General features: G+C 72.6%; 22 protein-coding genes. 6 read left to right on the forward strand and 16 right to left on the reverse strand.

Features of this window, described 5'->3' with window-relative positions; genetic code table 11:
* Positions 1 to 48: 48 nt before the first annotated feature.
* Entirely contained in the window at positions 49 to 765 is a 717-nt protein-coding gene (locus CV755_RS23935; RefSeq protein ID WP_109282346.1) for a FadR/GntR family transcriptional regulator, read from the reverse strand.
* 83 nt (positions 766 to 848) lie between these two features.
* Here CV755_RS23935 and CV755_RS23940 point away from each other — a divergent pair, with 83 nt between their 5' ends.
* Positions 849 to 1,523: a rhomboid-like protein gene (locus CV755_RS23940; protein WP_241561373.1), complete on the forward strand. Its 675-nt coding sequence runs from the start codon at positions 849 to 851 to the stop codon at positions 1,521 to 1,523.
* A 17-nt stretch (positions 1,524 to 1,540) separates the two neighbouring features.
* Here the strand turns inward: CV755_RS23940 and CV755_RS23945 are convergent, their stop codons facing one another.
* The 9 genes from CV755_RS23945 to CV755_RS23985 all read right to left on the reverse strand — a co-directional run bounded on the left by CV755_RS23945 (position 1,541) and on the right by CV755_RS23985 (position 11,354).
* Positions 1,541 to 2,347 (reverse strand): HAD family hydrolase, encoded by an 807-nt coding sequence (locus tag CV755_RS23945; RefSeq protein WP_109282348.1) that lies wholly within the window; start codon positions 2,345 to 2,347, stop codon positions 1,541 to 1,543.
* Positions 2,344 to 3,621, reverse strand: coding sequence for a serine--tRNA ligase (serS, locus tag CV755_RS23950; protein ID WP_109282349.1), 1,278 nt, complete (start codon positions 3,619 to 3,621; stop codon positions 2,344 to 2,346). The genes CV755_RS23945 and serS overlap by 4 nt, the downstream gene beginning before the upstream one ends.
* A gap of 665 nt (positions 3,622 to 4,286) precedes the next feature.
* Positions 4,287 to 5,234, reverse strand: a complete 948-nt coding sequence (gene pheA, locus CV755_RS23955) for a prephenate dehydratase (protein ID WP_109282350.1) — start codon at positions 5,232 to 5,234, stop codon at positions 4,287 to 4,289.
* Between the two features lie 86 nt (positions 5,235 to 5,320).
* Entirely contained in the window at positions 5,321 to 6,589 is a 1,269-nt protein-coding gene (gene efeB / locus CV755_RS23960) for an iron uptake transporter deferrochelatase/peroxidase subunit (RefSeq protein WP_109282351.1), read from the reverse strand.
* Positions 6,582 to 8,501, reverse strand: coding sequence for a copper resistance CopC/CopD family protein (locus tag CV755_RS23965; protein ID WP_109282352.1), 1,920 nt, complete (start codon positions 8,499 to 8,501; stop codon positions 6,582 to 6,584). Before CV755_RS23965 ends, efeB begins: the two co-directional genes overlap by 8 nt.
* A gap of 6 nt (positions 8,502 to 8,507) precedes the next feature.
* Complete coding sequence (locus CV755_RS23970; protein ID WP_109282353.1) at positions 8,508 to 8,969, reverse strand: copper chaperone PCu(A)C; 462 nt, start codon at positions 8,967 to 8,969, stop codon at positions 8,508 to 8,510.
* Positions 8,969 to 9,628: an SCO family protein gene (locus tag CV755_RS23975; protein ID WP_109282354.1), complete on the reverse strand. Its 660-nt coding sequence runs from the start codon at positions 9,626 to 9,628 to the stop codon at positions 8,969 to 8,971. The genes CV755_RS23970 and CV755_RS23975 overlap by 1 nt, the downstream gene beginning before the upstream one ends.
* Before the next feature lie 84 nt (positions 9,629 to 9,712).
* The gene (locus CV755_RS23980) at positions 9,713 to 10,444 is read right to left on the reverse strand and encodes a YcnI family copper-binding membrane protein (RefSeq protein ID WP_422070604.1); all 732 of its coding nucleotides are present in this window, start codon (positions 10,442 to 10,444) and stop codon (positions 9,713 to 9,715) included.
* Positions 10,445 to 10,583: 139 nt separating this feature from the next.
* The gene (locus tag CV755_RS23985) at positions 10,584 to 11,354 is read right to left on the reverse strand and encodes a hypothetical protein (RefSeq protein ID WP_109282355.1); all 771 of its coding nucleotides are present in this window, start codon (positions 11,352 to 11,354) and stop codon (positions 10,584 to 10,586) included.
* Between the two features lie 178 nt (positions 11,355 to 11,532).
* On the opposite strand from CV755_RS23985, the gene CV755_RS23990 reads away from it, so the two are divergent.
* A complete protein-coding gene (locus CV755_RS23990) occupies positions 11,533 to 12,018 on the forward strand; it encodes an ATP-binding protein (RefSeq protein WP_109282356.1) in 486 nt (161 codons plus the stop codon).
* Between the two features lie 80 nt (positions 12,019 to 12,098).
* Here CV755_RS23990 and CV755_RS23995 read toward each other — a convergent pair whose 3' ends face one another.
* The 3 genes from CV755_RS23995 to CV755_RS24005 all read right to left on the reverse strand — a co-directional run bounded on the left by CV755_RS23995 (position 12,099) and on the right by CV755_RS24005 (position 16,243).
* The gene (locus CV755_RS23995) at positions 12,099 to 13,094 is read right to left on the reverse strand and encodes a polyprenyl synthetase family protein (protein ID WP_161968737.1); all 996 of its coding nucleotides are present in this window, start codon (positions 13,092 to 13,094) and stop codon (positions 12,099 to 12,101) included.
* 173 nt (positions 13,095 to 13,267) lie between these two features.
* On the reverse strand, positions 13,268 to 14,737 hold the full coding sequence (locus CV755_RS24000; RefSeq protein ID WP_109282358.1) for an aminopeptidase P family protein: 1,470 nt from the start codon (positions 14,735 to 14,737) through the stop codon (positions 13,268 to 13,270).
* A gap of 99 nt (positions 14,738 to 14,836) precedes the next feature.
* Positions 14,837 to 16,243 (reverse strand): PP2C family protein-serine/threonine phosphatase, encoded by a 1,407-nt coding sequence (locus CV755_RS24005; RefSeq protein ID WP_193553470.1) that lies wholly within the window; start codon positions 16,241 to 16,243, stop codon positions 14,837 to 14,839.
* 820 nt (positions 16,244 to 17,063) lie between these two features.
* On the opposite strand from CV755_RS24005, the gene CV755_RS24010 reads away from it, so the two are divergent.
* Both CV755_RS24010 and CV755_RS24015 read left to right on the forward strand, forming a co-directional pair.
* Entirely contained in the window at positions 17,064 to 17,789 is a 726-nt protein-coding gene (locus CV755_RS24010; RefSeq protein ID WP_109282360.1) for a bifunctional DNA primase/polymerase, read from the forward strand.
* Positions 17,790 to 18,122: 333 nt separating this feature from the next.
* Entirely contained in the window at positions 18,123 to 18,731 is a 609-nt protein-coding gene (locus CV755_RS24015) for a hypothetical protein (RefSeq protein ID WP_241561374.1), read from the forward strand.
* Between the two features lie 337 nt (positions 18,732 to 19,068).
* On the opposite strand, the gene CV755_RS24020 is transcribed toward CV755_RS24015, so the two are convergent.
* From CV755_RS24020 to CV755_RS24030, 3 genes are all read right to left on the reverse strand, one after another.
* The gene (locus CV755_RS24020; RefSeq protein ID WP_109282361.1) at positions 19,069 to 20,037 is read right to left on the reverse strand and encodes a DUF5926 family protein; all 969 of its coding nucleotides are present in this window, start codon (positions 20,035 to 20,037) and stop codon (positions 19,069 to 19,071) included.
* A 325-nt stretch (positions 20,038 to 20,362) separates the two neighbouring features.
* On the reverse strand, positions 20,363 to 20,869 hold the full coding sequence (locus CV755_RS24025; RefSeq protein WP_241561466.1) for an ATP-binding protein: 507 nt from the start codon (positions 20,867 to 20,869) through the stop codon (positions 20,363 to 20,365).
* A gap of 222 nt (positions 20,870 to 21,091) precedes the next feature.
* Positions 21,092 to 21,934, reverse strand: a complete 843-nt coding sequence (locus CV755_RS24030; RefSeq protein WP_241561375.1) for a glycerophosphodiester phosphodiesterase — start codon at positions 21,932 to 21,934, stop codon at positions 21,092 to 21,094.
* 260 nt (positions 21,935 to 22,194) lie between these two features.
* Between CV755_RS24030 and CV755_RS24035 the strand changes: the two genes are divergently transcribed.
* Both CV755_RS24035 and CV755_RS24040 read left to right on the forward strand, forming a co-directional pair.
* A complete protein-coding gene (locus CV755_RS24035) occupies positions 22,195 to 23,808 on the forward strand; it encodes a S1C family serine protease (RefSeq protein ID WP_109282363.1) in 1,614 nt (537 codons plus the stop codon).
* An 893-nt stretch (positions 23,809 to 24,701) separates the two neighbouring features.
* Entirely contained in the window at positions 24,702 to 25,031 is a 330-nt protein-coding gene (locus tag CV755_RS24040; RefSeq protein ID WP_109282364.1) for a hypothetical protein, read from the forward strand.
* Positions 25,032 to 25,068 lie beyond the last annotated feature (37 nt).

Consider the following 25,068-nt stretch of genomic DNA (forward strand, 5'->3'; position numbering starts at 1 on the left):
GCCTTTCACAAAAGGGGTGTTGCCCGGCTCGCCGGTGGTGCGGCCGGCTCAGCCGTTCTCGGCGAGCAGTGCCTCGACCGCCTGCCTGGGGCGGTCCAGCAGCTCCCGGGCGGCCCGCTCGGCCGCCTCCGGGTCGCCGGAGGCGATGGCGTTCATCAGGGCGTGGTGGTCGCCGTGCACAATGCGCGGCATATCCCGGTCGCCCAGGGCGGTGATCAGCGCTTCGCGCACCGAGCTGCTGAACCAGGCATAGGTGGCGGTGATCGCCGCATTGTGCGCGGCCTCCACCACGGCCCGGTGGAACTCCACGTCATGGTCGGCGTAGAGCTCCAGGCTGCCGGAGTCCGGCTGGCCCTCGGCGTCCTCGAAGGCGGCCTGGGCGGCCAGCGCCCGGCTCATCCGCTCGAGGTCGGCCGGCTCATGGCGCAGCGCGGCCAGCCGGGCCGCCTCCGCCTCCAGCGCGATACGCAGCTCCAGTACGTCCCGGACACCGGCCCGGCGCAGGCCGCGCATGATCTCGGCCGGGTCGGCGGAGGAGACCACAAAGGTGCCCTCGCCCTGCCTGGAGCGCAGCATTCCGGCGTGCACCAGGACCCGTACCGCCTCCCGGACGGTGTTGCGGCCGACGCCCAGCTGCTCGGCCAGGGCGTGCTCGGTGGGGATGCGCTCACCCACCGGCCACTCACCGGCGGTGACCTGGGTACGCAGCTGCTCCACCACGGTGTCCACCAGGGACTGCCGGCCCGCTGCCCGCAGTGCTGCCATGCGCTTGGCCTCTCTCCTTATTCGCCCGGTTGCCCAGTCATCCTACAACTGCGCCCCGACGGTCGCTCGGCTACCGTCGAATGGTGGATCTCCGCACCCGGCTGGCTTCCTGGGTACGCTCCTCGCCCGGCACCCATATCTGGCTGCTGATCATCGGGATCACCAGCCTGGTGATCGCCGCCGCCAGCGAGGGCCTGGAGTTCTTTCTGCTGCACCGCACCAGCAGCAATATCCACGAGCTCAACAAGCATCCGCTGCAGTCGCTGCTGATCAGCGGGTTCTGGATCCAGGACCCGTCCTCGTTCCTGCTCTACGCGGTGCTGTTCGAGCTGATCCACGCCAATCTGGAGCGATGGGTGGGCACCCTGCGCTGGCTGTGGACGGTGGGGGTGGCGCATATCGCGGCCACCCTGATCAGCCAGAAGCTGCTGCTGCTGGCGATCCAGAGCCACCGGGCGCCGCGGGCGATGCGGCATGTGGTGGACATAGGGGTGTCCTATGGGCTGGCCGCGGCGACCGGCCTGCTGGTGTACCGGATCCCCCGGCCCTGGCGGTGGCCGGTTCTGGCCGGAGTGGTGCTGTTCTTCGCGGTGCCGCTGATGACCGGGGCCACGACTTTTACGGATTTCGGGCATGCGATTGCTGCCGCTATTGGGCTGGCTTGCTGGCCGTTTGCCCGGGGGCGGGCGCCGTGGGGCTTCCGGGGGGTCCGGGTGCGGGACGTCCGTGGCTGGTCGCGCAGTTCCCCGCGCCCCTGAGGGGCGCCCAACCGTCCCTACCCGAAGAGCCGTTCCAGGACCACCGCGATGCCGTCCTCGTCATGGGAAGCGGTGATCTCATCGGCCACCGCGCGCAGTTCGGGGTGGGCGTTGGCCATGGCCACGCCATGGGCCGCCCAGCCGAACATCGGGATGTCATTGGGCATATCGCCGAAGGCGATGGTGTCCGCCGCCCGCATCCCCAGCCGCCGGGCCGCCAGCGAGAGGCCGGTGGCCTTGCTCAGGCCCAGCGGCAGCAGCTCCACAATCCCGGCGCCCGCCATGGTCACCCCCACCAGCCCGCCCGCCACCGAGCGCGCCACCTCCACCAGGGCGTCATCGTCCAGGGTGGGGTGCTGGAGGTAGAGCTTGGTGATCGGGGCGGCCCACAGCTCGGCCGCCTCGGTGATCGGGACGGCCGCCACCGGGCCCTCCTTGACCCGGTAGCCGGGGCCGGTGAGCACCTCGCCGTCCAGCCCGTCCCGGCTGGCGGCCAGCCGCAGCGGCCCGGTCTCCGCCTCGATCTTGGCGACCGCCAGCCCGGCCAGCTGCCGGTCCAGGGTCACCTCGGTCAGCAGCCGGTGCTCACCGGCGTGGTAGACCTGCGCCCCCTGCCCGCACACCGCCAGCCCCCGGTAGTCCAGGGCGTCGAGGATGTGCCGGCACCAGGCCACCGAGCGCCCGGTGACCACGATATGGGCGGCCCCCGCCGCCGTGGCCAGGGCCAGGGCGGCGCGGGTGCGCTCGGAGACGGTCTCGTCGGAACGCAGCAGCGTCCCGTCGAGATCCGTGGCGATCAGACGGAACGGCGGCTCGACGCTCACTCGGCGACCGGCTCCAGCAGCTCGCGTCCGCCCAGGTAGGGGCGCAGCACCTCGGGCACCCGCACCGAGCCGTCCGCCTGCTGGTGGTTCTCCAGCAGCGCCACGATGGTGCGGGGTACGGCGCACAGGGTGCCGTTGAGGGTGGCCAGCGGCCGGACGCCCTTGCCCTCGCGCATCCGCACCGAGAGCCGGCGGGCCTGGAACTCGTCGCAGTTGGAGGTGGAGGTGAGCTCGCGGTACTTGCCCTGGGTGGGGATCCACGCCTCGCAGTCGAACTTCCGCGAGGCGGACAGGCCCAGGTCACCGGTGGCCGTGTCGATCACCTGGAAGGGCAGCTCCAGGCTGGTCAGCCACTGCTTCTCCCAGTCCAGCAGGCGCCGGTGCTCGGCCTCGGCCTCCTCCGGGGCGACAAAGGAGAACATCTCCACCTTGTCGAACTGGTGGACGCGGAAGATGCCGCGGGTGTCCTTGCCATAGGTGCCGGCCTCCCGGCGGAAGCAGGGCGAGAAGCCCGCGTAGCGCAGCGGCAGCCGGTCCGCCTCGATGATCTCGTCCATGTGGTAGGCGCCGAGCGGCACCTCGGAGGTGCCCACCAGGAAGAAGTCGTCCTTCTCCAGGTAGTAGACGTCCTGGGCGGCCTGGCCCAGGAAGCCGGTGCCCTCCATGGCGCGCGGCTTGACCAGCGCCGGGGTCAGCATGGGCGTGAAGCCGGCCGCGGTGGCCTGGGCGATGGCCGCGTTGACCAGGGCCAGCTCCAGCAGCGCGCCGATGCCGGTCAGGTAGTAGAAGCGGGAGCCGGAGACCTTGGCGGCCCGCTCCACGTCGATGGCGCCCAGCGCCTGGCCGAGCTCCAGGTGGTCCTTGGGCTCGAAGCCCTCGGCCGCGAAGTCGCGCGGGGTGCCCACCGTCTCCAGGACCGTGAAGTCGTCCTCGCCGCCCTGCGGGACGTCCGGGTGGACCAGGTTGCCGATGCGCAGCAGCAGCCGCTGGGCCTCCTCGGCGGCCGCGTTCTGCTCGGCGTCGGCGGCCTTGACGGCCGCGGCCAGCTCGCCGGTCTTCTTCAGCAGCTCGGCCTTCTCCTCGCCGGCGGCCTTGGGGATGAGCTTGCCCAGCGCCTTCTGCTCGGCGCGGAGCTCGTCGAAGCGAGCGCTGGACGACCTGCGCCGCTCGTCGGCGGAGAGCAGTGCGTCAACGAGCTCGACGTCCTCTCCACGGGCGCGCTGGGAGGCGCGAACACGGTCGGGGTCCTCACGAAGCAGGCGAAGGTCAATCACCCCTCAAGGCTACCGTCGCGCGCTGCGATCACTCGACGCGATATTCCTGTTTGTTGGACTTTGTCCCATTCTGGGATTGCGGAAAAGGCGGAGAGATCCAGAGGGTATCGGTGTTCCGGATAACCGGGAAATTCGGTCTTCCGCCCCAGCGGCCGTTTCCCGGAAAACGCCGGGCAGGTTGCCGGAAAGCTGCCCAGGAGCGGCCGGAAAATGGCCAAAGGGTGCTCAACCGGTGCAGATGATGGCCTGGCCGCGGCCCTCTGACGGGCTGTTGTCCACAGGAACGACCTCTTCCGCTTCTCTGTCCACAGGCTGTGCGTGAAATCTGTGGATCTCGGAAGCTGTTCTTCCGTTTCTATTCACCGGCCCCGCTTCCTTTACGAGGCCGCGGCGGGGTAAACCTCGCGACAGCACTCTTTCGGGTGGCGATTGCTCACCCCAAGGGATTGTTCGAGGCTTTTCGGCTGACGGGTGCTCAGTGGATGACGGCTGTTGACGGGCGCCGGATCTGTGGATAGTCCGATGGGGTGGCTACAGGGATTTGTCGATGTTGACCGTTTTGCGCCCTCGCGGCGCGTCTCGCTCTATCGACTTATCCCCAGATCGAGACCCCCCTGTGGAAAACCTCCCAGGTTTTCCACAGGCCCGGTTTGGATCCGGCCGTCTCAGATCCGGCCGTCCTGGCAGCGGGCCAGCCACTCCGCGGCCGCCACAAAGTCCTCGTCCGAGGTTCCCGGCCGCGGCCGGCCGGTCCGGTCCGTCCGGCCGGCCGGCTCCTCGCCGGCCCGGGGGTAGGAGCCCAGGAACCGCACCTTGGGGCAGGTCCGCTTCAGCCCCATCAGCGCCTCGGCCACCCGCCGGTCCATGATGTGCCCCTCGCAGTCCACCGAGAAGCAGTAGCGGCCCATGCCCTCGCCGGTGGGCCGGGACTCGATGCGCATCAGGTTCACCCCCCGGGTGGCGAACTCCTGGAGCAGCTCCATCAGCGCACCGGGGTGGTCGTCGCGCAGCCAGACCACCATCGAGGTACGGTCCGCGCCGGTGCGCGCGGCCGGCCGGGCGGGCAGCCCGGCCAGCACAAACCGGGTCTGGGCGTTGGGCACATCGTGGATCTCCGTGACCAGCGGCTCCAGTTGATAGGTGGCCGCCGCGAACTCCCCGGCAAAGGCGGCGTCATAGCGCCCGTCCCGCACCAGGCGCGCACCGTCCGCGTTGGAGGCCGCCGACTCCCAGTGGGCGTCCGGCAGTTGGGCGGCCAGCCAGTTGCGCACCTGGGGCTGGGCGACCGGGTGGCCGGTGACCGTCTTGATGTCGGACAGCCGGGTGCCGGGCCGTACCAGCAGCGCGAAGCTGATCCGCAGCAGCACCTCGCGGTAGATGGTCAGCGGGGCGCCGGTGGCCAGTTCGTCCAGGGTGGCGGTGACGCCGCCCTCCACCGAGTTCTCGATCGGCACCAGGGCCGCCGCCGCCTCGCCCTGCCGCACCGCGTCCAGCGCCGCGGGCACCGAGACCATGGGCACCAGCTCCCGGGTGGCCGCCTCCGGCAGGGTGCGCAGCGCGGCCTCGGTGAAGGTCCCCTCGGGGCCGAGATAGGTGTACCGGGTCGCTGACATCACGCGGTCTCCTTGCGGTGGTCGGGAGTGTCCTGGTGATCGAAAGGGCGGGCTGGCCACGATAGCGGTGCCCCGGAGGGAGCCGGTCACCCCTCCAGCAGCCGCTGCCCCACGTACTCGCCCTCGGCACAGCCGCCCGGCACCGCGAACAGGCCGCTGGCCTCGTGCCGCAGAAAGCGCGAGAGCCCGTCCCCCCGGTCCAGCTTCCGCTGCACCGGGACAAAGCCCTTCATGGGGTCGGCCTGCCAGGCGATGAACAGCAGCCCGGCGTCCGGAGCGCCGTCGTCCAGGAAGCCGTCGTGGTAGGAGAAGGCCCGGCGCAGCATGGCCGCGCCCTGGTTGGAGGCCGGTGCCGCCACCCGGATATGGGCGTCCCCGGCGATGGCCAGCGAGCCGTCCGGCAGCGTCTTCGCCAGATCCACCGGGGTGGTCTCGGTGCCGCCGGACAGCGGGGCGCCATCGGACTTGCGGCGGCCTATCACCCTCTCCTGGCGGGCCAGGGAGAGCTGCTCCCAGCTGTCCAGCAGCATCCGGATGCGCCGTACCACCGCATAGGAGCCGCCCGCCATCCAGCCGTCGGCGCCGCCGTGGTCCCCGGGGACGAAGACCTTGGCGGCGAAGTCGGAGTCGGTGGGCTTGGGGTTGTTGGTGCCGTCCACCTGGCCCATCAGATTCCGCGCGGTCCTGGGCCGGTCGGTGGCGCCGGGGGTGCGGTTGAAGCCGTTCATCTGCCAGCGCAGCCGGGCGGTGTCCTGGGCCTGGCGTTGCAGCAGGCGCAGCGCGTGGAAGGCGACCAGGGCGTCGTCGGCGCCGATCTGCACCCAGAGGTCGCCGTCGCTGCGCTTCGGGTCCAGCGCGTCCTGGGTGAAGGCCGGCAGCGGCTCCAGGGCGGCGGGCCGTCTGGCGGTGAGCCCGGTGCGGTCGAAGAAGCTGCGGCCGAAGCCGAAGGTGACGGTGAGGGAGGAGGGCCCGGCGTCCAGGGCGATGCCGGTGCTGTCGCCGTCCGGGACCTGGCCGGCGGTCAGCGCGGCGGCCGTGGCCGACCAGCGCCGCAGCAGGGCGGCGGCGGCCTTGCGGCCGGCGCCCGGGGCCAGGTCGAAGGCCAGCAGATGGCCGTGGGCCTGGGCCGGGTCGGCGATCCCGGCCTGGTGGCTGCCGTGGAAGGGCAGGGCGGCGGAGCCCACGGTGGTGAGCGCGGTGGGCCGCTCGCGCAGCGCCCGGTCCCCGAAGGCGCCCGCGGCGCCGCCCGCGACCAGTCCGGCCGCACCGGCGGCGGAGGCGGTGCCCAGCAGCCGGCGGCGGGTCAACAGCGGCCGGTCGGCGGCCTGTTCGGTCTTGTCAGCCTTCTCAGCCATTGGCGATCTTCACGTTCCCGGTCTCGGTGACCTGGTCGATCTCGGAGGTCCGTACGGTCAGGGTGAGCTGCCACTGCCCGCCCATGGGCAGCTGGAAGCCGGTGGCCCGCCAGTGCCCGGCGGCCTGGTGGGCCAGGGGGGCGCGCAGCGGTCCGATGTTCTTGGTCTGCTGGGTGAACGACAGGCCCAGCTCGGCGACGTCCATGGGGCGCCCGGCGGGGTCGGTCAGCCGGACGTCAAGGGTGTTGCCGCCGGGGCGGGCGGGGTCCATGGTGATGTAGGCGGTGCCCTTGCCGTTGGTGCCGCCGGTGTCGTAGCCGATCCTCAGCCGGGCCGGGCCGGCGGGCGCCTGGGCGGCGGCGGCCTGCCGCTGCTCGGTCTCGGCGCGGCCGGGCTGGGTGCCGGTGAGCACGGTGGTGACGGCCAGCAGCACCACCGCGACCGCGGTTTCGGCGAGCACGGAGCGGCGCAGGCCGCTGCGCCCGGGGTCGGCGTCCCGCTGCCGCTTTTCCGCGGCCTTGGCCAACGCGGCCTGCTGGAGGGCGAGTTGGGCGGCGCGTACGCCGGTGGGGCGCTCGCCCGTGGTCCGGGGCGCCTCGGCGGGCTCGGCGGGCTTCCCGGCCCCGACAGGCCTCCCGGACCCGCCGGACTTACCCCGCGTCGCGGGCCTCGGCCGGGCAAGTGGGGAGCGGTCGGTGAGTTGGGCGGTCCAGCGGCGGGAGAACCAGCCCAGGCCGACCAGTACGGCCACCAGTCCGATCTTGACCAGCAGCCAGCGTCCATAGCCGGTGCCGGTCAGCGCGTCCCAGCTGCCCACCTGGCGCCAGGACTGGTAGAGGCCGGTGACCACCAGGACGCAGACCGCCCCGAAGGCCAGGGCGGAGAAGCGCCGCACCGCGGCCCGTTCGATCGGTTCGCCCGCCCTGAGCACGGCCAGCAGTGCGGCCAGCCCGCCCAGCCAGACGGCGACCGCCAGCAGGTGCAGGATGTCCGCCGGCATGGCCAGCCAGGGCTGGATGCCCACCGAGGCGTGCTCGGCCAGCGACCAGGTGGCCGCCAGTCCGCCCGCCACCAGCGCCCCGCCGGCGCCCAGGCCCCAGGCCACCGCCCGGCGGTCACCCGGCACCGGGGCACCCTCGCGGGCGTGGCCGCCGAAGAGCACGGCCAGGAACACCGCCGCCGCGCTCAGCAGCACCAGCCGGCAGAGCATGGCCGCGCCGGGCTTGGTGGACAGCGCGTCCCCCAGCAGCGAGAGGTCGGCCACCGAGCCCAGTCCCTTGCCGCCGGTGTAGGCGCCGCGCAGCAGCAACAGGGCGCCGGTGGCGGCGAACAGGGCCACCCAGCCGCCGACCGCCACCCGCTGCACCGGCCGCGAGGACCGGCACACCCCGGCGAACACTCCGGCCCCGGCCAGCAGCGCGAAGCCGCCGTAGGCGGTGTAGCGGCCGATGCCGTAGAGGGTGCCGACCAGCGGGTCGGTGGTGGCGGCGGCCGCCTTCACCACGGTCTTGGAGGGGGCGCCGACGGAGAAGGTGAAGGCACCGGCCACCGGGTGGCTGTCGGCCGAGACCGCCTGCCAGGCGACGGTGTAAGTGCCGTCCGCGATACCGGAGTTCAGGGCCACCTCGGCGGTGTCGGTACGGCCGCCGGAGTGCGCGGGCCGGCCCTCGTCCACCCGCTTGCCCTGCGGATCCAGCACCCGCACCGAGTCGGCGGAGAGCAACACCCCTTCGGAGAAGGTGAGTTGCACCCGCTGGGGCGCGCTGGGCAGCACCGACCCGCTTTTGGGGTCAGTGGCGACGAGCGCGGCGTGCGCGGCGGCGGTGCCCGCGCCCACGGTCAGGGTGCACAGCAGCGCGGCCAGGAAGGTGCCCAGCAGCGCCGCTATCCGTCCGGCGGCCGTTGTCCTCATCCGCGCTCAGCCCTCGGGGCGGTAGGTGGGGCTCTCCACCGGCACCTGGATCTTCACCGGCGCGGAGTCGGCGAAGTGCAGGGTGAACTCCACCTTCTCGCCCTGCCTGGGCAGACGGGAGAGCTTGCCCAGCATCAGATGGGTGCCGCCCTTGGCCAGCTTGAGCTCGCCCTTGGCGGGCACCGGCAGCTTCTCGCTGTGCTGCATCCGGGAGCCCTCGGTGGTGTGCAGGGTGATGTCGGCGGAGAGCGGGCTGGTGACCTTGGTGAGCTCATCGGCCTTGCCGCCGTCGTTCTTCACGGTGAAGTACGCGGCCGCCATGTCGTCCATGGCCGGCTTGGGCATATAGGCGCCGCTGACCGAGAGTTCGGCCTTGTCCTTGCCCGAACCGCAGCCGGTGACCAGCACCAGGCCCCCGGCCAGCAGCAGCGGAAGCGCCGCGGCGGCGGCCACGGTGGTCCTGCGCATCACGGGTTCTCCCCCTTGACGATCTTCGGCAGGGCCTTGGCGTACTGGTCCTCGGTGGTCTCGGCGGTGAAGATCCAGTGCGCCTTGTCGTCCTTGGGGGAGAACCCCACGACCTGGGCGCCATGGCTGACGGTGACCGAGCCGTCCTTTTCCTTCTTGGCCTTCTCCACCAGGATCCCCAGCGACTTGGCGGCCGCCTGGATGGTGGCGAAGTCACCGGTCAGACCGGCGATGTCCTGTCCGCCCTGGGCGTCCAGCCACTTGCGCATCCGCTCCGGGGTGTCCCGGTCGGGGTCGGTGGTGACAAAGACGGTCCGCAGGTTCCGCTGCTCGTCCTTGGGCAGCGTCTTGGCCGCGGCGGCCACATCGGAGACCACGGTGGAGCAGACGTCCGGGCAGTAGGTGTAGCCGAAGTAGAGCAGCACCGGGTGGCCCTTGGTCTCCTTGACCAGCTCGTACTTCTTGCCGGAGGTGTCGGTCAGGACCAGGTCCGGCTTGTCCTTGGGGGTGTCGATCGGGTAGGCGAGCGGCTTGTCGGTCGCGCCGGAGACCTCGGCGGCGGGCTTGTCGCCGGAGGACGAGCCGCCGGAACCGCCGCAGGCCGTCAGGGTGAGCGCGGCGGCGGTGGCCAGCGCCGCGCCCAGGAGCTTGGTGCGCATGGAGCTTCTTCTCCAGGGGTGGGTCGGGTGGCGCGGGAGGGCGGAGGTGCGGCTCCGCCCTCCCGGCCGGGTTCCGTACGGGGGTCAGGCGGAGGTGCGGCGGCGTCCGGCGAACACGCCATAGCCCACACCGGCCGCGCCGAGGACGATGCCGGCGATGCCCAGCACCCGGGCGGTGGTGTCGGAGGACGAGCCGCCGGAGCCGCTGTCCTTGGCCGGGGCGGGTGCCGCCTGCTTGGTGTCATCGGTCTTGGCGAGCAGCTTGAGGACGGGCGCGGGGTGCTCGGGCTCCTTGCCGCCCGGCATGGACGGGTCGATCCAGCGGACCACGTCATTGTCCGAGTAGGTCTGGAGCGCCTTGAACACCAGCCGGTCGGCGTCCGAGGGCAGCTGGCCGACGGACAGCGGGAACTGCTGGAACTGGCCCGGCTGGATCTTGCCGCCGGTCCAGGTGACCTTGGTGACCGCCTCGGTGACGGTGCCGTCGTCGGTCTTGACCGGCTGGTCCAGCTTGCTCTTCTCCACCTTGACGTCCCAGCCCGGCACCGGCTGCGGCATCACCGAGGCCAGCGGGTGCTTGGGGTCCAGATCCAGCTCGACCTTGACCGTGTCGGCGTTGTCCTTCTCATTGGGGACCTTGACGGCGATGGTGGCGTAGCCGCCCTTCTGGGCGGTGCCCGGCTGCACGGTGACATGCGCGAAGGCGGGTCCGGCCAGCAGCAGCACCCCGGCGGCGGCCAGTGATCCGGCCACCGGGAGGCGGCGCAGCAGGGACGAGCGGGTACCCGAGGCGTTCATCACGGGCATGGCGGGCATGGCAGACGTGACGGACTTCAAGGACTTGACGGACATGGCGAAACACTCCAGGGACTGTGGAGGCGGTTGAGGGTGTGGACGCGCGCATACGGCCACGCCGCGACCGCCCCCAGCCATAAAGCCGGAGTGCGTCGCGTGATCAGGCCGCGAGAACCGGCCGCGGCGGGCCCCGCCTGATCACAAAGTGCTGGAGTTCCGGCTCTCGCGCCGGACGCCGCTCCCGGCGCTCGCCGCGCCGCACCGGCGCGGCCGGCTCCTCGGCGCCCGGGCCGAGGAGGGTGCGTATCAGGGCCAGCGCGGCGCGCAGCGCACGGGCCGGCGCCACCTCCGCGATCCCGCGCGCCGACAGCCGTACCAGGCGCCACAGCGCGGCCTCGCCACGCCGCAGCAGCCAGCCCAGGGCCAGCGCGGCGAGCAGATGGCCCAGCAGCATCTGCGGCGACAGCGGCAGCAGATGGCCGAGCGTGTCATGACCGGCGGGGGCGGGCATGGCGGCAGTGCCCGGGTGGGTCATCGGGTCCAGCCCGGCGTCGGTGATCACCCGCCGGGCCTGGTCGGGGGAGAGTCCGGGGTGCTGGTTGCACAGCAGCCGGCCGGCGAAGCCGGCCAGCGGGCCGTCGGCCGGCCGCGGGGCGGGCATGCCCCGCTGCCCCAGGCCGAACAGTGCGTGCAGCGCCAGCTGGCCCAGGGCCAGGGCAGCCGCGATGCCCGGCAGCGAGCGCTCCCGCCCGGCCAGCGGCGCGGCCACCGCGAAGACCCCCAGGCCGCCGGCGGCCAGTGCCCACAGCGGCACGCTCATCCCGGAGGCCAGCGCATGCCCGCCCGCGGACAGCACAACGCAGACCGCGGTGAACACCGCGGCCCGGATCAGTCGCAGATCGGCGCCGGCTCGCGCGACGGGGTGAGGCATGACCGCGCCATCATCCCACCGGACCCGTCCCTTCCCCACGGCAGGGTGGGGCCGCATACCTCAATGCGCCGTCCCGTCGCATCCGCCGAATGAGCGGTGTCGGGCACCCGGCAGGCTTACTACCCGTCGCGCGTGGCTATAGGTATCGATATGTCGAGCCGCAGCCAGGAGGCTGAGCATGAGCATCTGGTGGTCACTCCATTTGCGGCGCGAGGCTGCGAGCGTTCCGCTCGCCAGGCGGCTGCTGGTCGGTGCGATGGAGACGGCCGGAGTCGATCCGGAGACCGCTTATGACCTGGCGGTGGCCCTCAGCGAAGCGTGTGCCAATGCCGTGGAGCACGGTGGCGACTCCTCCACCGGTTATCGCGTCACCGCCCGCATCGAGGGGGACACCTGCCGGATCGAGGTCATCGACTCGGGGCCCGGCTTCACCCCACGGTCCCGCCCCTGCCAAAGCCGCCCCGCCCGCCGCAGGCACAAGCAGACCCCGGCCGCCGTCCATGACGAGCATGGCCGGGGTCTCTTCTTGATCGAGTCCCTGGCGGACAACGTACGGGTCCGCAACCGCCCCGGCCACCGGGGCGCGGTGGTCAGCTTTGACAAGATCCTCAAGTGGAGAGAGGGCGGGCCGCCGCCGGCGGTGGCGCTGCTACGGGCCTCCTGACCTGCGCGGCGCGTTCTCAGGATGTCCGCCGTTCAGAACCTCCGTCGTTCAGAACCTCCGTCGTTCAGAACCTTCGCCGGTCAGAAAACCTCCACCGTGCGCGCCAGCGCTGCCAGCCGCTCCCGGTGTTCACCGGCGGGCAGCGCGGCCAGCCGGCCGCGGGCCCGCTCCGCGTGGCCGCGCAGCAGCCCCGCCGCCCCGTCCAGCGCCCCCAGCTCCCTTAGCAGCGCGGTCAGTTCGCCCAGGGCGCGCGGGCCGCGTCCGGCCCGGGGGACCAGCCGCCGCAGCCGGCGCGCCTGGCGCGGTGCCGCCCGTTCCATGGCCAGCAGCACCGGCAGGGTGGGCCGCAGATTGCGCAGATCGCTGCGGGAGGGCTTGCCCGCGGCCCGCCGGGCGCCCTCGTCCCGGTAGGGCAGCAGATCGTCGCGGATCTGGAAGGCGATGCCCAGCGCCTCCCCGTAATCGGCCAGTGCCTCGGCGACGGCCGGGGCGGCCCCGGTGAGCAGGGCGGCGGCCAGGCAGGTGCCGCGCAGCAGGGCGGCGGTCTTCATGGTCACCATGGCCAGATAGGCGTCCGTACCGCAGTCCAGATCGCCGCGCAGCCGCTCCTCCAGCAGCTGGCCCCGGCAGACCTCCACCCCGGTGCTGCCCACCAGGGCGATGAAGTCCAGCTGGCGGCGCGGTCCGACGCCCTCCAGCCGGTGCTCGGCCAGGTCCGCGAAGTACCGGCAGAGCATGGCGTCCCCGCCCAGCAGCGCCTGGGTGGCGCCGAATCCGGCGGGCACCGAGGGGCGGCCCCGGCGTTCGGCGTCCCCGTCGATCAGGTCGTCATGGACCAGGCTGGCGGTGTGGTGCCCCTCCAGGGCCACCGCCAGCGCCGCCGCCTGTCCGGGGTCGCCGCCGAGGGCCGCCATGCACAGCAGGAACAGCCGGGGCCGCAGCAACTTGCCCTGGGGCAGCAGGGCATGGCGGGCCAGCCGGTCCAGCGGGTCCCCGTCCTCGGGCCAGAGCTCCAGGGTGCGCCGACGGTAGTAGCGGGCGAATTGGTCGTCGCTGAAGGGCTGCGGAGAGTTCAAGGCTCCTCGCGAGGGCTCGGCGGGCGGGCTGACACTCCAGCCTTCCAGCGCCTGCCCCCGGTCACACCCCCACCAGCCACGGAAGGGCGCCTTCCGGCCGCGTACCCGGCACGTTCCGCCAGCACGTTCCGCCGACTGATAAGTTCCGCCGGGTACGCGGCCGTTGGAAGGCGTCAGCCCTTGAGGGCCGCCATCCAGGCCTCCACATCCGCGGAGGTACGCGGCAGCGCGTCCGACAGATTGCGGTTGCCGTCCTCGGTGACCAGGATGTCGTCCTCGATCCGGACGCCGATGCCCCGGTACTCCTCCGGCACGGTCAGGTCGTCGGCCTGGAAGTACAGTCCGGGCTCCACGGTGAGCACCATGCCGGGCTCCAGGACGCCCTCCACATAGGTCTCCCGGCGGGCCACCGCGCAGTCGTGCACATCCATGCCCAGCATGTGGCCGGTGCCGTGCAGGGTCCAGCGGCGCTGGAGGCCCAGCTCCAGTACGCGCTCCACCGGGCCCTCGACCAGGCCCCACTCCACCAGCTTCTCGGCCAGCACCCGCTGCGCGGCGTCATGGAACTCGCTGTACTTGGCACCGGGCTTGACCGCCGCGATGCCGGCCTCCTGGGCCTCGTACACCGCGTCGTAGATCTTGCGCTGGAGCTCGGTGTAGCGGCCGTTGACCGGCAGGGTGCGGGTGACATCGGCGGTGTAGAGGGTGTGCGTCTCCACGCCCGCGTCCAGCAGCAGCAGTTCACCGGAGCGGACCGGGCCGTCGTTGCGCACCCAGTGCAGGGTGGTGGCGTGCGGGCCGGCGGCGCAGATGGAGCCGTAGCCGATGTCGTTGCCCTCAACCCGGGCCCGCAGGAAGAACGTTCCCTCGATATAGCGCTCCGAGGTGGCCTCGGCCTTGTCCAGGACCTTCACCACGTCCTCGAAGCCGCGCACCGTGGAGTCCACGGCCTTCTGCAGCTCGCCGATCTCGAACTCGTCCTTCACCAGCCGCTGTTCGCTGATGAAGACCCGCAGCTCCTCGTCGCGCTCGGCGGTGACCTTGTCGGTGAGCGCGGCCTCGATGCCGGCGTCATGGCCGCGCACCACGCGCACCGGGCCGGTGGCCGCGGCCAGCGCCTCGGCCAGCTTGCGGACGTCCGCGCAGGGCAGACCGTAGAGCCGCTCGGCCTCGGCCAGGCTGTTGCGGCGGCCGACCCACAGCTCGCCCATGCCGTCCAGCCAGAACTCGCCGTTCTCCCGGCTGGAGCGGGGCAGCAGATAGAGGGTGGCGTCGTGGCCCTTTTGCCCGTCCGGGGATGCCGTGGGCTCCAGCACCAGCACGCCGTCCTGGGTCTGGTCACCGGTGAGGTAGGCGTACTCGGTCGAGGCGCGGAAGGCGTACTCGGTGTCGTTGGAGCGCGTCCTGAGGTTGCCCGCGGGGATCACCAGGCGCTCGCCGGGGAAGCGGGCGGAGAGCTCGGCGCGGCGCCGGGCGGTCTGTTCGGCCTGGGGTATCGGCCGCAGGTCGCGCTGCTCGGTGTCGGCCCAGCCGCTCTTCATGTTCTCGGCAAGCTCATCGGAGACGGCCGGGTAGAGGCCGTTCTTCCGCTGCTTGATGGGCTCGTCGCCTTCGGGGTTCTCGGGCGCGGGCTGCTCGGTCATGCTCTCCTCCTCGAACGGGGCCGCCCTCCATCGTAGGTGTGGCCGAAAGCGGGGGGAGAGGGCCGAAAGCCATCGGCAAACGGCCGTTATCGGACGTATCTACTCAAAGTAGGCGGCCATGAGCACCACATCATCGGTGACCTCGGCCGTCCCCTCCGGCAGCACGGTGCGCAGCACATGATCGGCGATGGTCTCCGGGTCGTGCCGGGCGGTCCTGGGCACGGTCGCCGCGGCCAGGTGCAGCCGGGCGAAGGCCCGGTCCATGGCGGCGCCGGTGCCCCTCAGCAGCCCGTCGCTGTAGAACAGCAGGGTCTCGCCGGGGGCCGGTTCGATCTCCACACTGGGCGCCTCCCAGCAGGCGAGCATGCCCAGCGGCGCGGACAGCGTGGTCTCCACATAGTCGGTGCGATGGTCGCCCATGATCAGCGGGGAGCAGTGCCCGGCCCCGGCCACCACCACCTTGCGCAGCACCGGCTCGCAGTAGGCGAACAGGGCGGTGGCCGCCCGGGTCGGCTCGGTCAGCCGCAGCAGCAGCTCCAGATCGGACAGGACGGCGACCGGATCCTCGCCCTCCATCACGGCGTAGGCGCGCAGCGAGGCCCGCAGCCGGCCCATGGCGGCCACCGCGGTCGGCCCGGAGCCGGTGATCGACCCTACCGCCAGGCCCAGCGCGCCCTCGGGCAGCGGCAGGGCGTCGTACCAGCTGCCGCCGCCGCGGGAGCCGGGCCGGTGCCGGACGGCCAGCCGGACACCGGGCACCCGGGGCAGCCGGCTGGGCAGCAGCTCGGAGCGCAGGACGGCCAGGGTCTCCCGGGTCCGGTCCAGCTCCAGCAGCCGGGACAGGTGCTCGGTGGCATAGCCGCAGTAAAGGCCGGCCAGGTGCCGGCGCCGCTCGGTGGGCTCGGCCGGCTCCTCGTAGAGCCAGACGGCGGCGCCGATCCGGTGCGGCCCGGCGGCCGAGTCCAGCGGGACGGCGTAGCTGGCGGCGTAGCCCAGCCGGGCGGCCACCTCGCGATGACGGGGGTCCAGGCCGTCCTCGCCGGTGATGTCCGGATGGCTGACGCCGTCCCGGGTGCCGACCTCGGGCAGGTCCTCCAGCAGGCGCACATAGGGGGACCAGGCGCGGGGGGCGGGGTGCTCATGCGGAATGGTCTCCAGATGGCCCAGGTCCGCGCGGTCCAGGCCCAGGCCCACGGTCACCGGACGGCCGTCGTCCGGATGCAGGGTGACCAGGCCGCGTCCGGCACCCACCAGGGACGCCCCGGCGCGCAGCAGTTCATGCAGGGCCTCGTCCAGGGTGGCGGTGCGCAGCAGCCGCTCGATCAGTTCCTGGAGGGTGGTGAGATCGGATACCCAGCGCGCCAGATGGTCCTGGACCAGGGCGCCCGCAGTGGGTGAAGTGGCCGCGGAGGTAGGGGAGTCGGCGGCGGAGGGAGCAGAAGCCGGAGCGGGAGCGGGAACCGGTGGATCGATTCCGGCCACTTTCGGGAGGTGGGGCGCGCTCATGGCCGTCTGCCCCGGCGGGGCGGGGGTGGTCCGGCCGCGCGGCTGGTTGCCCACCGTACGGGCCGCAGCTCACCGGGGCCTTTGCGGTTCCCCGCCGACCTGCGTGATTTCTGGAATAGCACCGCAAACCCCCTGTCGTGGTGCGCGCTATCGGTGGCTCCACATGTACACGCCCTGGTGAGCGGATGTCCAGCATTGGACCTGTGGGAATGATGGTGTCTGAGGGGTTTTGAAGTTGGCCGGAAAATAGTGCTGTGGCGGCCCGATTGTTGTCGACTGGCGTCGTTCGACAGCGCGTCACCGTTACCGCGGTGGGTACGTACTCGAGGACGGGCAAGGGGAGTTGACGGGCTCCGGAACCCGCTGGCGGGTGCCGGGCGTCCTACCCGGCAACGGCCGCGTCCGTCCCCGGGCGGCGTGGGGCGACCCATGCCGATCGGCGAGGGGCGCACCGGTCCAGCACAAAGCGCCACACCCGCGCCACCCTCCGCCAGGTTTCACGCTCGGCCCCCGGCGTGATGCGCTGCGTTGTACGCGCAGTGACTTGTGATCCATGTGGTGCGCCGGTCCCCGAGGGCCACGGCGCGTTGAGCGCCGCGTCCGCGGTGCCCGTAGTGCCATGCAGTTCACGCAGTCCACGTAGTTCACGTAGGCCATGTAGTTCCGCAGTCCACGCGGTGTTGACGCGTTTGACACCGGCGCAGGCGAGTTCTACCCCAGTTCGACCAGCAGTTCCGACAGGCAGTGCAAGACGGCCCTGGTCAGCGGACCGGGACCGCCTTCGGCGTTCACGGACGTTCACGGAAAGGAACGAGCGCTCATGCGCGAGATCCTCGGCAGGCGACGCAAGCTTTCGCTCCGGCGGACCGGCCGTTCCGCGGGGCTCACCGCGGCCCTGACCTACGCCACCGAGTGGCGCTGGCCGGTACTCCCGGGGGTGGGACTGCGGCCCGGCATCGGCCGGGTACGCGAATGCGGCTGCGCCCATCCGGACTGCGCGGCTCCGGGTGCCCACCCCTTCGACCCCGGGCTGCTGGCCGCCACCACCGACGCCAGGATGGTGCGCTGGTGGTGGACCAACCGCCCAGAGGCCCCCATCGTGCTGGCCACCGGCGGCCGGGCGGCCTGTGCGGTGAGTCTGCCGGCGGTGGCCGGGGCCCGCTCGCTGGCCGCCTTCGCCCGGGCCGGGGTACGGCTGGGCCCGGTGGTGGCCACCCCCACCCGCTGGACGCTGCTGGTGGCCCCCTACTCGCTGGAGGTGCTGGGCGAACTGCTGCACCGCCAGGAGTGGGTGCCGGGCTCGCTGCGCTTCCACGGGGAGGGCGGCTATGTGGTGCTGCCGCCCTCGATGACCGGCTCCGGCCGGGCCCGCTGGGAGGTGGCGCCCAAGACCCCGGCGGCGGGGCTGATCCGCGGCGCCCGCCCGTCCCGTGCGTCCCGCCCGGCCGGTCCCTGGCTGCCGGATGTGGCCACCGTGGTGGACATCCTGGTCGAACAGAGCGCGGCCACCGGGATGCCGGAGGGCGGCAGCCGGCTCGCCCACTGACCGGGCTCCACTGACCGAGCTTCACTGACCGGATTCGGCGCGCGGAGCATCCGCCGCGAGCGAGAGTGGGAGCGCGTACGGACGGGAGACGCACGCGCTCTCACTCGTACGGGTGTAAGCCGCGCCGAGAACTGCGGGAATCGGGCGTACTACGGCCGGTCGCGGGGGGTCGGGACCGCTATGTTCGGGCGAGGGCCCGCTTTGGATGCCGCGCAGGGAACCGCCGTCGGGCGGTACGCGCCCGAGGCCCCCGTCGAACGCAGCAGAACGCAGCAGAACCCCATCAGTACGCAGCAAACGAATCAGTCCGCGGCTAGTTCAGCAGGTGGTCCCATGGAGCGTGTGCTCGCCCGCGCCGACGGCGGATGCCGACGGCGTGCGGTGAATGTCCGGATGATGGTGCTGGCCGGCGTGGTGACGCTGGCCGTGGCGCTGCCGCTGGCGGCCGCCACCGCGGGACCGGCCGGGCTGTCCGGCCGGGTCAAGACCGGCCCCGGCAAACGCCAGGACGCGGCCCGCGCCCGGCAGCGTGCGGCCGTCGCCTCGTCCGCCGGCAGCGCCCCGCGCGCCCAGCTCGGCGACGGCGCCCGCCAGGCACCCCGGGACGGCGCCCAGTGCGGCCCCGAACTCGACTCCGGCCAGGGCCTGCAGGCCCAGACCTGTGTGCTGGCCGACGGACCGGACACCTGGGCGCGCACCTACTACCGCAATGGCACCGGCGGCCCGCTGTCGGCCGTGCTGAGTCTGATGGCGCCCGGCGGGCAGACCCTCCAGGTGCGCTGTCCGATGCCCGCCGCCCAGGCTCCGGACGTCTGTGAGACCCCGCCTTCGGCGACTCCGCGCGGACATGGCGCGTATGCGGCGGTCGCGGAGATCGCGGACGGTCAGGGGAATCTGTTGCTCCGCTCCGGTAGCAACTCGCCGGAGCCGGACGAGGATTAGCCGGGGCGGGGGCGCGCGCCGCGGATACCGCGGCCGGACGGTCTGGACCAGGAGAACAAGGGCCTGGTGGGGACGGCACCGGCGGGAGCGCGCGGGCCGGGCCCGGACATGGAAGCGCCCGGTCGCTGGCGACGGGGGATGCACCAGCGACCGGGCTTTTAAAACCGTAACAAGAGATCGGCCGTTCGCAAATTCGATCGTGGATTTCCGGACGCCGATTTCCGGACTCAGAGCGGGAGTTGTGACAGGAGTCACGTAAGTGACGCCTCCCAGCGCCCGGAATGCTTCGTTCCGCAGATTCCGGGCCGACCGGTGGTCGTCTTCCGTTCTACTTCCGCTAGTTGAGGGTGACCTGACGGCTCGTAAGGCCGCTGCGCGCCCGCCGCTCCTCGGCGGACAGCGGAGCGGAGTCGGCCAGCGCGCCGGCCAGCCGCTCCGCGAAGGCGGCGGCGGGCTTCTCCACCTCCGCCGCACCGGTGTCGGACGGCAGGTCCCACACCGGCACGGTCAGCCCATGCGCCCGGAACGAACCCACCAGGCGGGTGCCCTCGCCCAGCGAGGAGGCACCGGCGGCGTGCAGCCGGGCCAGCGCGTCCAGCAACTGCTCCTCGGGGTGGGTCATCACCCACCGCAGGTGGTTCTTCTCCGGCGTGCGGCACCAGTAGGCACCGTCCACCGAGGACAGCTTGGCGGTGGGGATGGCGGCCGCGTTGGCCCGCTCCAGCGAGGCGGCCACCTCGCCGGTGGCGTTCTCGGCGTTCTCGATCCAGAACTCGAACCCGGTGTGCACCACCGGCTCGAAGGGTGCCTCGGCATCCAGCAGGTCCTGCAGCCGGGGCCCGTCGGCGGCCGGCCGGGCGGAGCCCACCGGGGTGCCGGGCTCGGCGGCCAGCGCCCGCAGCAGGGTGTCGGCCAGCTCGCGGCTGATGTCACCGGAGGCGATGTCGTTCTGCAGGCCCAGCAGCACGGCGCCGTTGTCCCGGCGCAGCGCGGGCCAGGCCATCGGCAGCACGGTGGCCAGGGTGACCGAGGGCACCCCCTCGGGCAGCCCGTCCTTGAGGGTGAGCTCCACGGTGGCGGCGGGCACCAGCTCGCGCAGCGCCACCCAGTCCGCCTCGCCGGGCAGCCCCTCGAAGGGGCGCTGCACCAGCTCGGCCACCGCGTGTGAACTCTGGCGCCCATGGCAGGCCTTGTAACGCCGCCCCGAGCCACAGGGGCAGGGCTCCCGGGCGCCGACGACGGGGATCGCACCGTCGCCGGTTACGGGGGTGGCGGCCTTGGTCTGGGGGCGGCGCTTCTTGGCCATGCGTGCGGGTCTCCCGATCGTGCGTCCGGCTCGTGTGCCGGACGGCACACGCGTTGACGGGCGCGAGCCTAGCGCTCGGCCGGGGCGAGGCCCGGCACGCTCGGACATCGTTGTCCGGGCGGAGGCGCCCGTACGCACCGTCACCGCGGCCGGGAGCCGTGGCCGGAGCTGCGGATGCTCCTGGGTGCTGCCGCGCGTACTCCCGCCGACACCGGCGCAGTTGATCTACGCGTCGGTCTGCGCGTCGAGCTACGCGCCGGTCTACGCGTGCTGCCCCGGCAGTTGATCCACGCCTGGCGATCCCGCAGTTGATCTACGCGCGTCGTCAGGCCGACTCGTCGAGATCGGCGAAATCCAGCTCGTCGGGTTCCAGCCCCGCGTCGAGCCGCACATCCGCGTCGAGCTCAACGCGCGTAGCGAAACCGGTGTATGCGGAGAGCGCCGCCCACACCGTCACCTCGCCCGCGCAGTCGCGTACGCCCCAGCTCTGGGAGAGCGCGCTGATGATGTTCAGGCCGCGGCCGCCGCGAGCCGTGACCGAGGGGGTGGCCGGAAACGGGCGGGTCGGCCCGCCGCCGTCGGTGACCTCCACGGTCAGCCGGCCGCGTTCGTCCACCCGCCAGGCGGCCAGCACACCGCCACCGCCCTGCCCCGCTTTCCCGCCGTTCTCCCGGCTCAGCGGGCGTCCATGCCGGTACGCGTTGCTGAGCAACTCCGAAAGAATCAGTACGGCGTCGTCGATGACCGGCTCCGGTACCCCGCTGTCGCGCAGTTCCCCGCGCATCCGGTGTCTTGCCTCACCCACACCGGCGGGACCATGGGGTACGGCCATGATCGACGACGTGGGCACCTCCTGTGCCACCACCAACGCCACCCCCGAGACCTCCTTTGCCCCACGTCAGGGGATGGATGCCCCAATGGCCTGGACCGGAAACCGGCCAACGGCGAACGGCCGGGGTCACTCAGCGGCCCCGGACACGGACCGAACGCGCCGGTGCACTCCGGGTAATGGGGCACGCGCGTACGGTTGTTGGCGAACCCTGGCCAAGGCGCCCTAGCGACGGCCGAGTTGGGTGAGCACCGCCCTGGGGCGGTTGGTGATGATCGCGTCCACGCCCAGCCGCAGGCAGAGTTCGACATCCTCGGGTTCATTGACCGTCCATACATGCACCCGGTGTCCCGCGCGGTGCAGCCGGGCCACATAGCCGGGGTGGCTGCGGACGATCCGGACGCTGGGCCCGGCGATCCGTACGCCGCCCGGCAGCCGTCCGTCCCGCAGCCGGGGAGAGACGAACTGCATCAGATAGACGGTCGGGATGCCCGGCGCCGCCGCTTGGATCCGTTGCAGGGAACGGGCCGAGAAGCTCATCACCCGCACCGGGGAGACCTGGCCGGGCGGCGGCTCGGCCAGGCCGAACCGGCCGAGCAGCGCCAGCAGCCGCTCCTCCACCTGCCCGGCCCAGCGGGTCGGGTGCTTGGTCTCGATGGCCAGCTCGATCCGCCGGCCGGAGTCGGCGACCAGCTCCAGCAGCCGCTCCAGAGTGAGCACCGCGGTGCTGTCCGGGTCGGGGGTCTGCTGGTCGGGCTCCTCCGGGTCGGCGGCCCGGCCCTTCCAGGAGCCGAAGTCCAGGGCGGCCAGATCGGCCAGCTCCAGGGCGGAGACGGCGCCGCGGCCGTTGGAGGTGCGGTTGATCCGGCGGTCGTGCACACAGACCAGGTGGCCGTCGGCGGTCAGCCGGACGTCACACTCCAGGCCGTCCGCGCCGTCCTCGATCGCCTTGCGGTACGCGGCCAGGGTGTGTTCCGGCGCGTCCTCGGAGGCTCCGCGGTGGGCGACGACGGCCGGCGAGTGGCGCCCGAGCCGCAGACCGTCCCGGGCGGGGTGCGCATAGGTCACCGCGTTATGGTGCCACCGCCTGGCACAATCGCGCATGGACCCGTTGTCCGGCCCTGGTCCGGCCGGCCGCCCGGAGCTCCGGCCGCCTGGTCTCCAGTTGGCTGCCATCTGGTTGCCGGCTGGTTTTCCTGCGGCTCTCCGGTGGCATCCGTTCTCGGCGCACAGACTCCGTTTACGACGCTCTGATGCGTCATGGGGGATGCTGGGGCCGGAGTGGCCCGGGCGTGAACCGACTGACGTGTACCTGATGAGGAGAAGCCGTGAGCACCGAGAACGAGGGCGCCGCGACTACGTCCGCGGCCGGGCCGCAGACGGAGTCTCCGGCCACGGGGGTGCCGGAGACTCCGCGCTCCGACGCCGGGTCTTCTGCGCCCGCGGACACTCCGGCCGCGGACACTCCGGCCGCGGGCTCTTCGGCCGCCCCGGCTGCGCCGCCCGCCCCGGCCGTACCGGACGCTCCGGCCGCTCCCCCTGCCTCGTCCGCCTCGGCCGCATCGTCTGCCGCGCCGCCGGTGCCGCCGGCCGGTGCCCCCGCTTCTCCCGGTGCCCACGAAGCCGCCGCTTCCGCCGGTGCGCCCGGCGCCACCGCTCAGCAGCCCGCTGTCTCCCCGGAGGCGGCCGGTGCCCCCACCGGCGCCTGGTACAACGCGGCCGGCGCCCCGCTGCCGTACGGTCCGCCGCCCGGCGGCCCCGCCGGTCCGGGCGGTCCCGGCGCGCCCTGGGGCATGCCCGCTCAGCCGCCCCGCCGCAAGGGCGTGGGCGGGCTGCTCGCCGCGGTGGTGGCCGCCGCCCTGGTTGCGGGCGGCATCGGTGGCGGTATCGGCTACTGGGCCGCCACCCACAACGACAATGGCTCCACCACCATCTCCGCCGCCGCGGACCCCAAGGTGCAGAGCCGTACCCCCGGTTCGGTGGCCGACATCGCCAGCAAGGCGCTGCCCAGCGTGGTCACCATCGAGGCGCAGAGCAACAGCGGTGACGGCGGCACCGGCACCGGCTTCGTCTATGACAAGCAGGGCCACATCCTCACCAACAACCATGTGGTCGCCTCGGCCGCCGACGGCGGCAAGCTCTCGGTGACCTTCTCCAACGGCAAGCAGTACGACGCCGAGGTGATCGGCCGGGCCCAGGGCTATGACGTGGCCGTCATCAAGCTGAAGAACCCTTCCGGCGCCACCCTCAACCCGCTGCCGCTGGGCGACTCCGACAAGGCCGCGGTGGGCGACGCCACGGTCGCCATCGGCGCCCCCTTCGGGCTCTCCGGTACGGTCACCACCGGCATCGTCAGCGCCAAGAACCGCCCGGTGGCCTCCTCGGACGGCGGTGGCGGCGGCGCCTCCTCCTATATGAGCGCCCTGCAGACGGACGCCTCCATCAACCCCGGCAACTCCGGTGGCCCGCTGCTCAATTCGCAGGGCGCGGTCATCGGCATCAACTCCGCGATCCAGTCCGCGGGCAACGGTGGCGGCCTCGGCGGCGGCCAGGGCCAGTCCGGCAGCATCGGCCTGGGCTTCGCCATCCCGATCAACCAGGCCAAGAATGTGGCCGAGCAGCTGATCAAGACGGGCCAGCCGGTGTACCCGGTCATCGAGGCCACGGTGAACATGAAGGACTCCGGCGGCGGCGCCAAGATCGCCTCCAGCGGCAGCAACGGCGACCCCGCCGTCACCCCCGGCGGTCCGGCCGACAAGGCGGGTCTCAAGCCCGGCGATGTGATCACCCGCCTCGACGACACCAAGATCGACAGCGGCCCCACGTTGATCAGTGAGATCTGGACCCACCAGCCCGGCACCAAGGTCACGGTGACCTACGTCCGCGACGGCAAGCAGGCGACGACTCAGGTCACGCTGGGCGAGCGCAGGGGCGACAAGTAGGACTCGCGGTTACTTGCGGTTAATGCGAACTCCCGGCGCCGTGCCGGGAGTTCGGCTTTGCGGCTGCTGTCGGATCACATGCCGGGCGCGGGCCGTCCAAGGCTGGCGGCGCCCACCCGGCGACGCCGCATACCGGACGGCGCCCTGCGCCCCTTACGGGCTCCGGCGGTCGGCCATGGGCCGGCGGCCCGCTTACCGGCAGCGGCCGATCCTGGCCGGGCGGTCGCCCGGCGCGGGCCCGAGGCACGTCCGCCCCGAGCGCAAAGACCGTCCTGGCCTGGGCGGTAGGGTCCGTCCTGCGCCGGGCGGCAAGACGCGTCCGCCCGGCACCAAGTGGTAGGGGTGGCCCTGTGTCGAGTGTGAACGGCCGGTCTGCGCCGGGTGCCAAGGGGCGCTCGGTACCGGGCGGGAAGGGCCGTCCGGTACCGAGTGGCAAGAGCGGTTCCGTCTCGGGAGGTGGGGCCCGTCCGGCACGGGCCGGAAGGGGCCGGCCTCAGACGGGAGGCCAGGTTCGCTCTGGGGCGAGCGGCAAGGGACGCCCTGCGGTGAATGGCAAGGCCCGCTCGGTGCCGGGCGGCACGGGACGTCCTGCACCGGGCAGCAAGGGCCGCCCCGCGCCGAGCGCGCAACGTCGTCCCGTCCCGGCCGGGAAGGGACGTCCCGCCTCGGGCGGCAAAGGGCGACCTGCCGGGAGCGCGAAGCCTCGCCCCACGCCGAGCACCCGAAGCCGTCCCGCCTCGGGCGGCCCGGCCCCAAGCAGCAAAAGCCGTGCCCTCCCCGGCAGCGGAGCCCGCCGTCCCGCACCCGGCCGCACTCGCCGTCCGGCAGCGGGCAGCCCTAAGCGCCGTCCCGTCTCCAGCCGCAAGCGGCACGGGGCAGGACGTCGCTGGATCGTGCCCATCACCGTCAACCTCGTGCTCGGCTACTTCGGCACCGTACCCTTCGGCTACGCCTGGTCGTTCCTTGCCAACTACCCGCTGGCCGCGCTGGGTTGGACCGAGCGCGACCCCTCCGGTATCAGCGGTCTGCCGCTGTGGACCGTCCTGCTCACCGGTGTACTCGGCGGCTTCCTGGCCGGCTGGGCGGGCATCAACGTGCTCGTCCGGAGACTGACCGGGCTGCCCGCCCGCCGCTACTGGACGATGGTCACCCTCGTCCTACTCCTCCCCACCGCCGTCTTCGCCCTGCTCCCCGAGGCGTGGCAACCCCTGGGCCATCCCTGACCCCGACCCGGTAGGCTGTCCCCGCGCAGCGGCGGGC

It is taken from the genome of Streptomyces orinoci (genome assembly GCF_003121295.1).
GTDB classification, from domain to species: domain Bacteria; phylum Actinomycetota; class Actinomycetes; order Streptomycetales; family Streptomycetaceae; genus Streptomyces; species Streptomyces orinoci.

Coding starts and splice junctions, on each gene's coding strand:
- CV755_RS23935 (WP_109282346.1), bottom strand. CDS start 765: ATGGCAGCACTGCGGGCAGCGGGCCGGCAGTCCCTGGTGGACACCGTG.
- pheA (WP_109282350.1), bottom strand. CDS start 5,234: ATGTCAGCGACCCGGTACACCTATCTCGGCCCCGAGGGGACCTTCACC.
- efeB (WP_109282351.1), bottom strand. CDS start 6,589: ATGGCTGAGAAGGCTGACAAGACCGAACAGGCCGCCGACCGGCCGCTG.
- CV755_RS23965 (WP_109282352.1), bottom strand. CDS start 8,501: ATGAGGACAACGGCCGCCGGACGGATAGCGGCGCTGCTGGGCACCTTC.
- CV755_RS23970 (WP_109282353.1), bottom strand. CDS start 8,969: ATGCGCAGGACCACCGTGGCCGCCGCCGCGGCGCTTCCGCTGCTGCTG.
- CV755_RS23975 (WP_109282354.1), bottom strand. CDS start 9,628: ATGCGCACCAAGCTCCTGGGCGCGGCGCTGGCCACCGCCGCCGCGCTC.
- CV755_RS23980 (WP_422070604.1), bottom strand. CDS start 10,444: ATGCCCGCCATGCCCGTGATGAACGCCTCGGGTACCCGCTCGTCCCTG.
- CV755_RS23985 (WP_109282355.1), bottom strand. CDS start 11,354: ATGCCTCACCCCGTCGCGCGAGCCGGCGCCGATCTGCGACTGATCCGG.
- CV755_RS23990 (WP_109282356.1), top strand. CDS start 11,533: ATGAGCATCTGGTGGTCACTCCATTTGCGGCGCGAGGCTGCGAGCGTT.
- CV755_RS24000 (WP_109282358.1), bottom strand. CDS start 14,737: ATGACCGAGCAGCCCGCGCCCGAGAACCCCGAAGGCGACGAGCCCATC.
- CV755_RS24005 (WP_193553470.1), bottom strand. CDS start 16,243: ATGAGCGCGCCCCACCTCCCGAAAGTGGCCGGAATCGATCCACCGGTT.
- CV755_RS24010 (WP_109282360.1), top strand. CDS start 17,064: ATGCGCGAGATCCTCGGCAGGCGACGCAAGCTTTCGCTCCGGCGGACC.
- CV755_RS24015 (WP_241561374.1), top strand. CDS start 18,123: ATGGAGCGTGTGCTCGCCCGCGCCGACGGCGGATGCCGACGGCGTGCG.
- CV755_RS24020 (WP_109282361.1), bottom strand. CDS start 20,037: ATGGCCAAGAAGCGCCGCCCCCAGACCAAGGCCGCCACCCCCGTAACC.
- CV755_RS24025 (WP_241561466.1), bottom strand. CDS start 20,869: ATGGCCGTACCCCATGGTCCCGCCGGTGTGGGTGAGGCAAGACACCGG.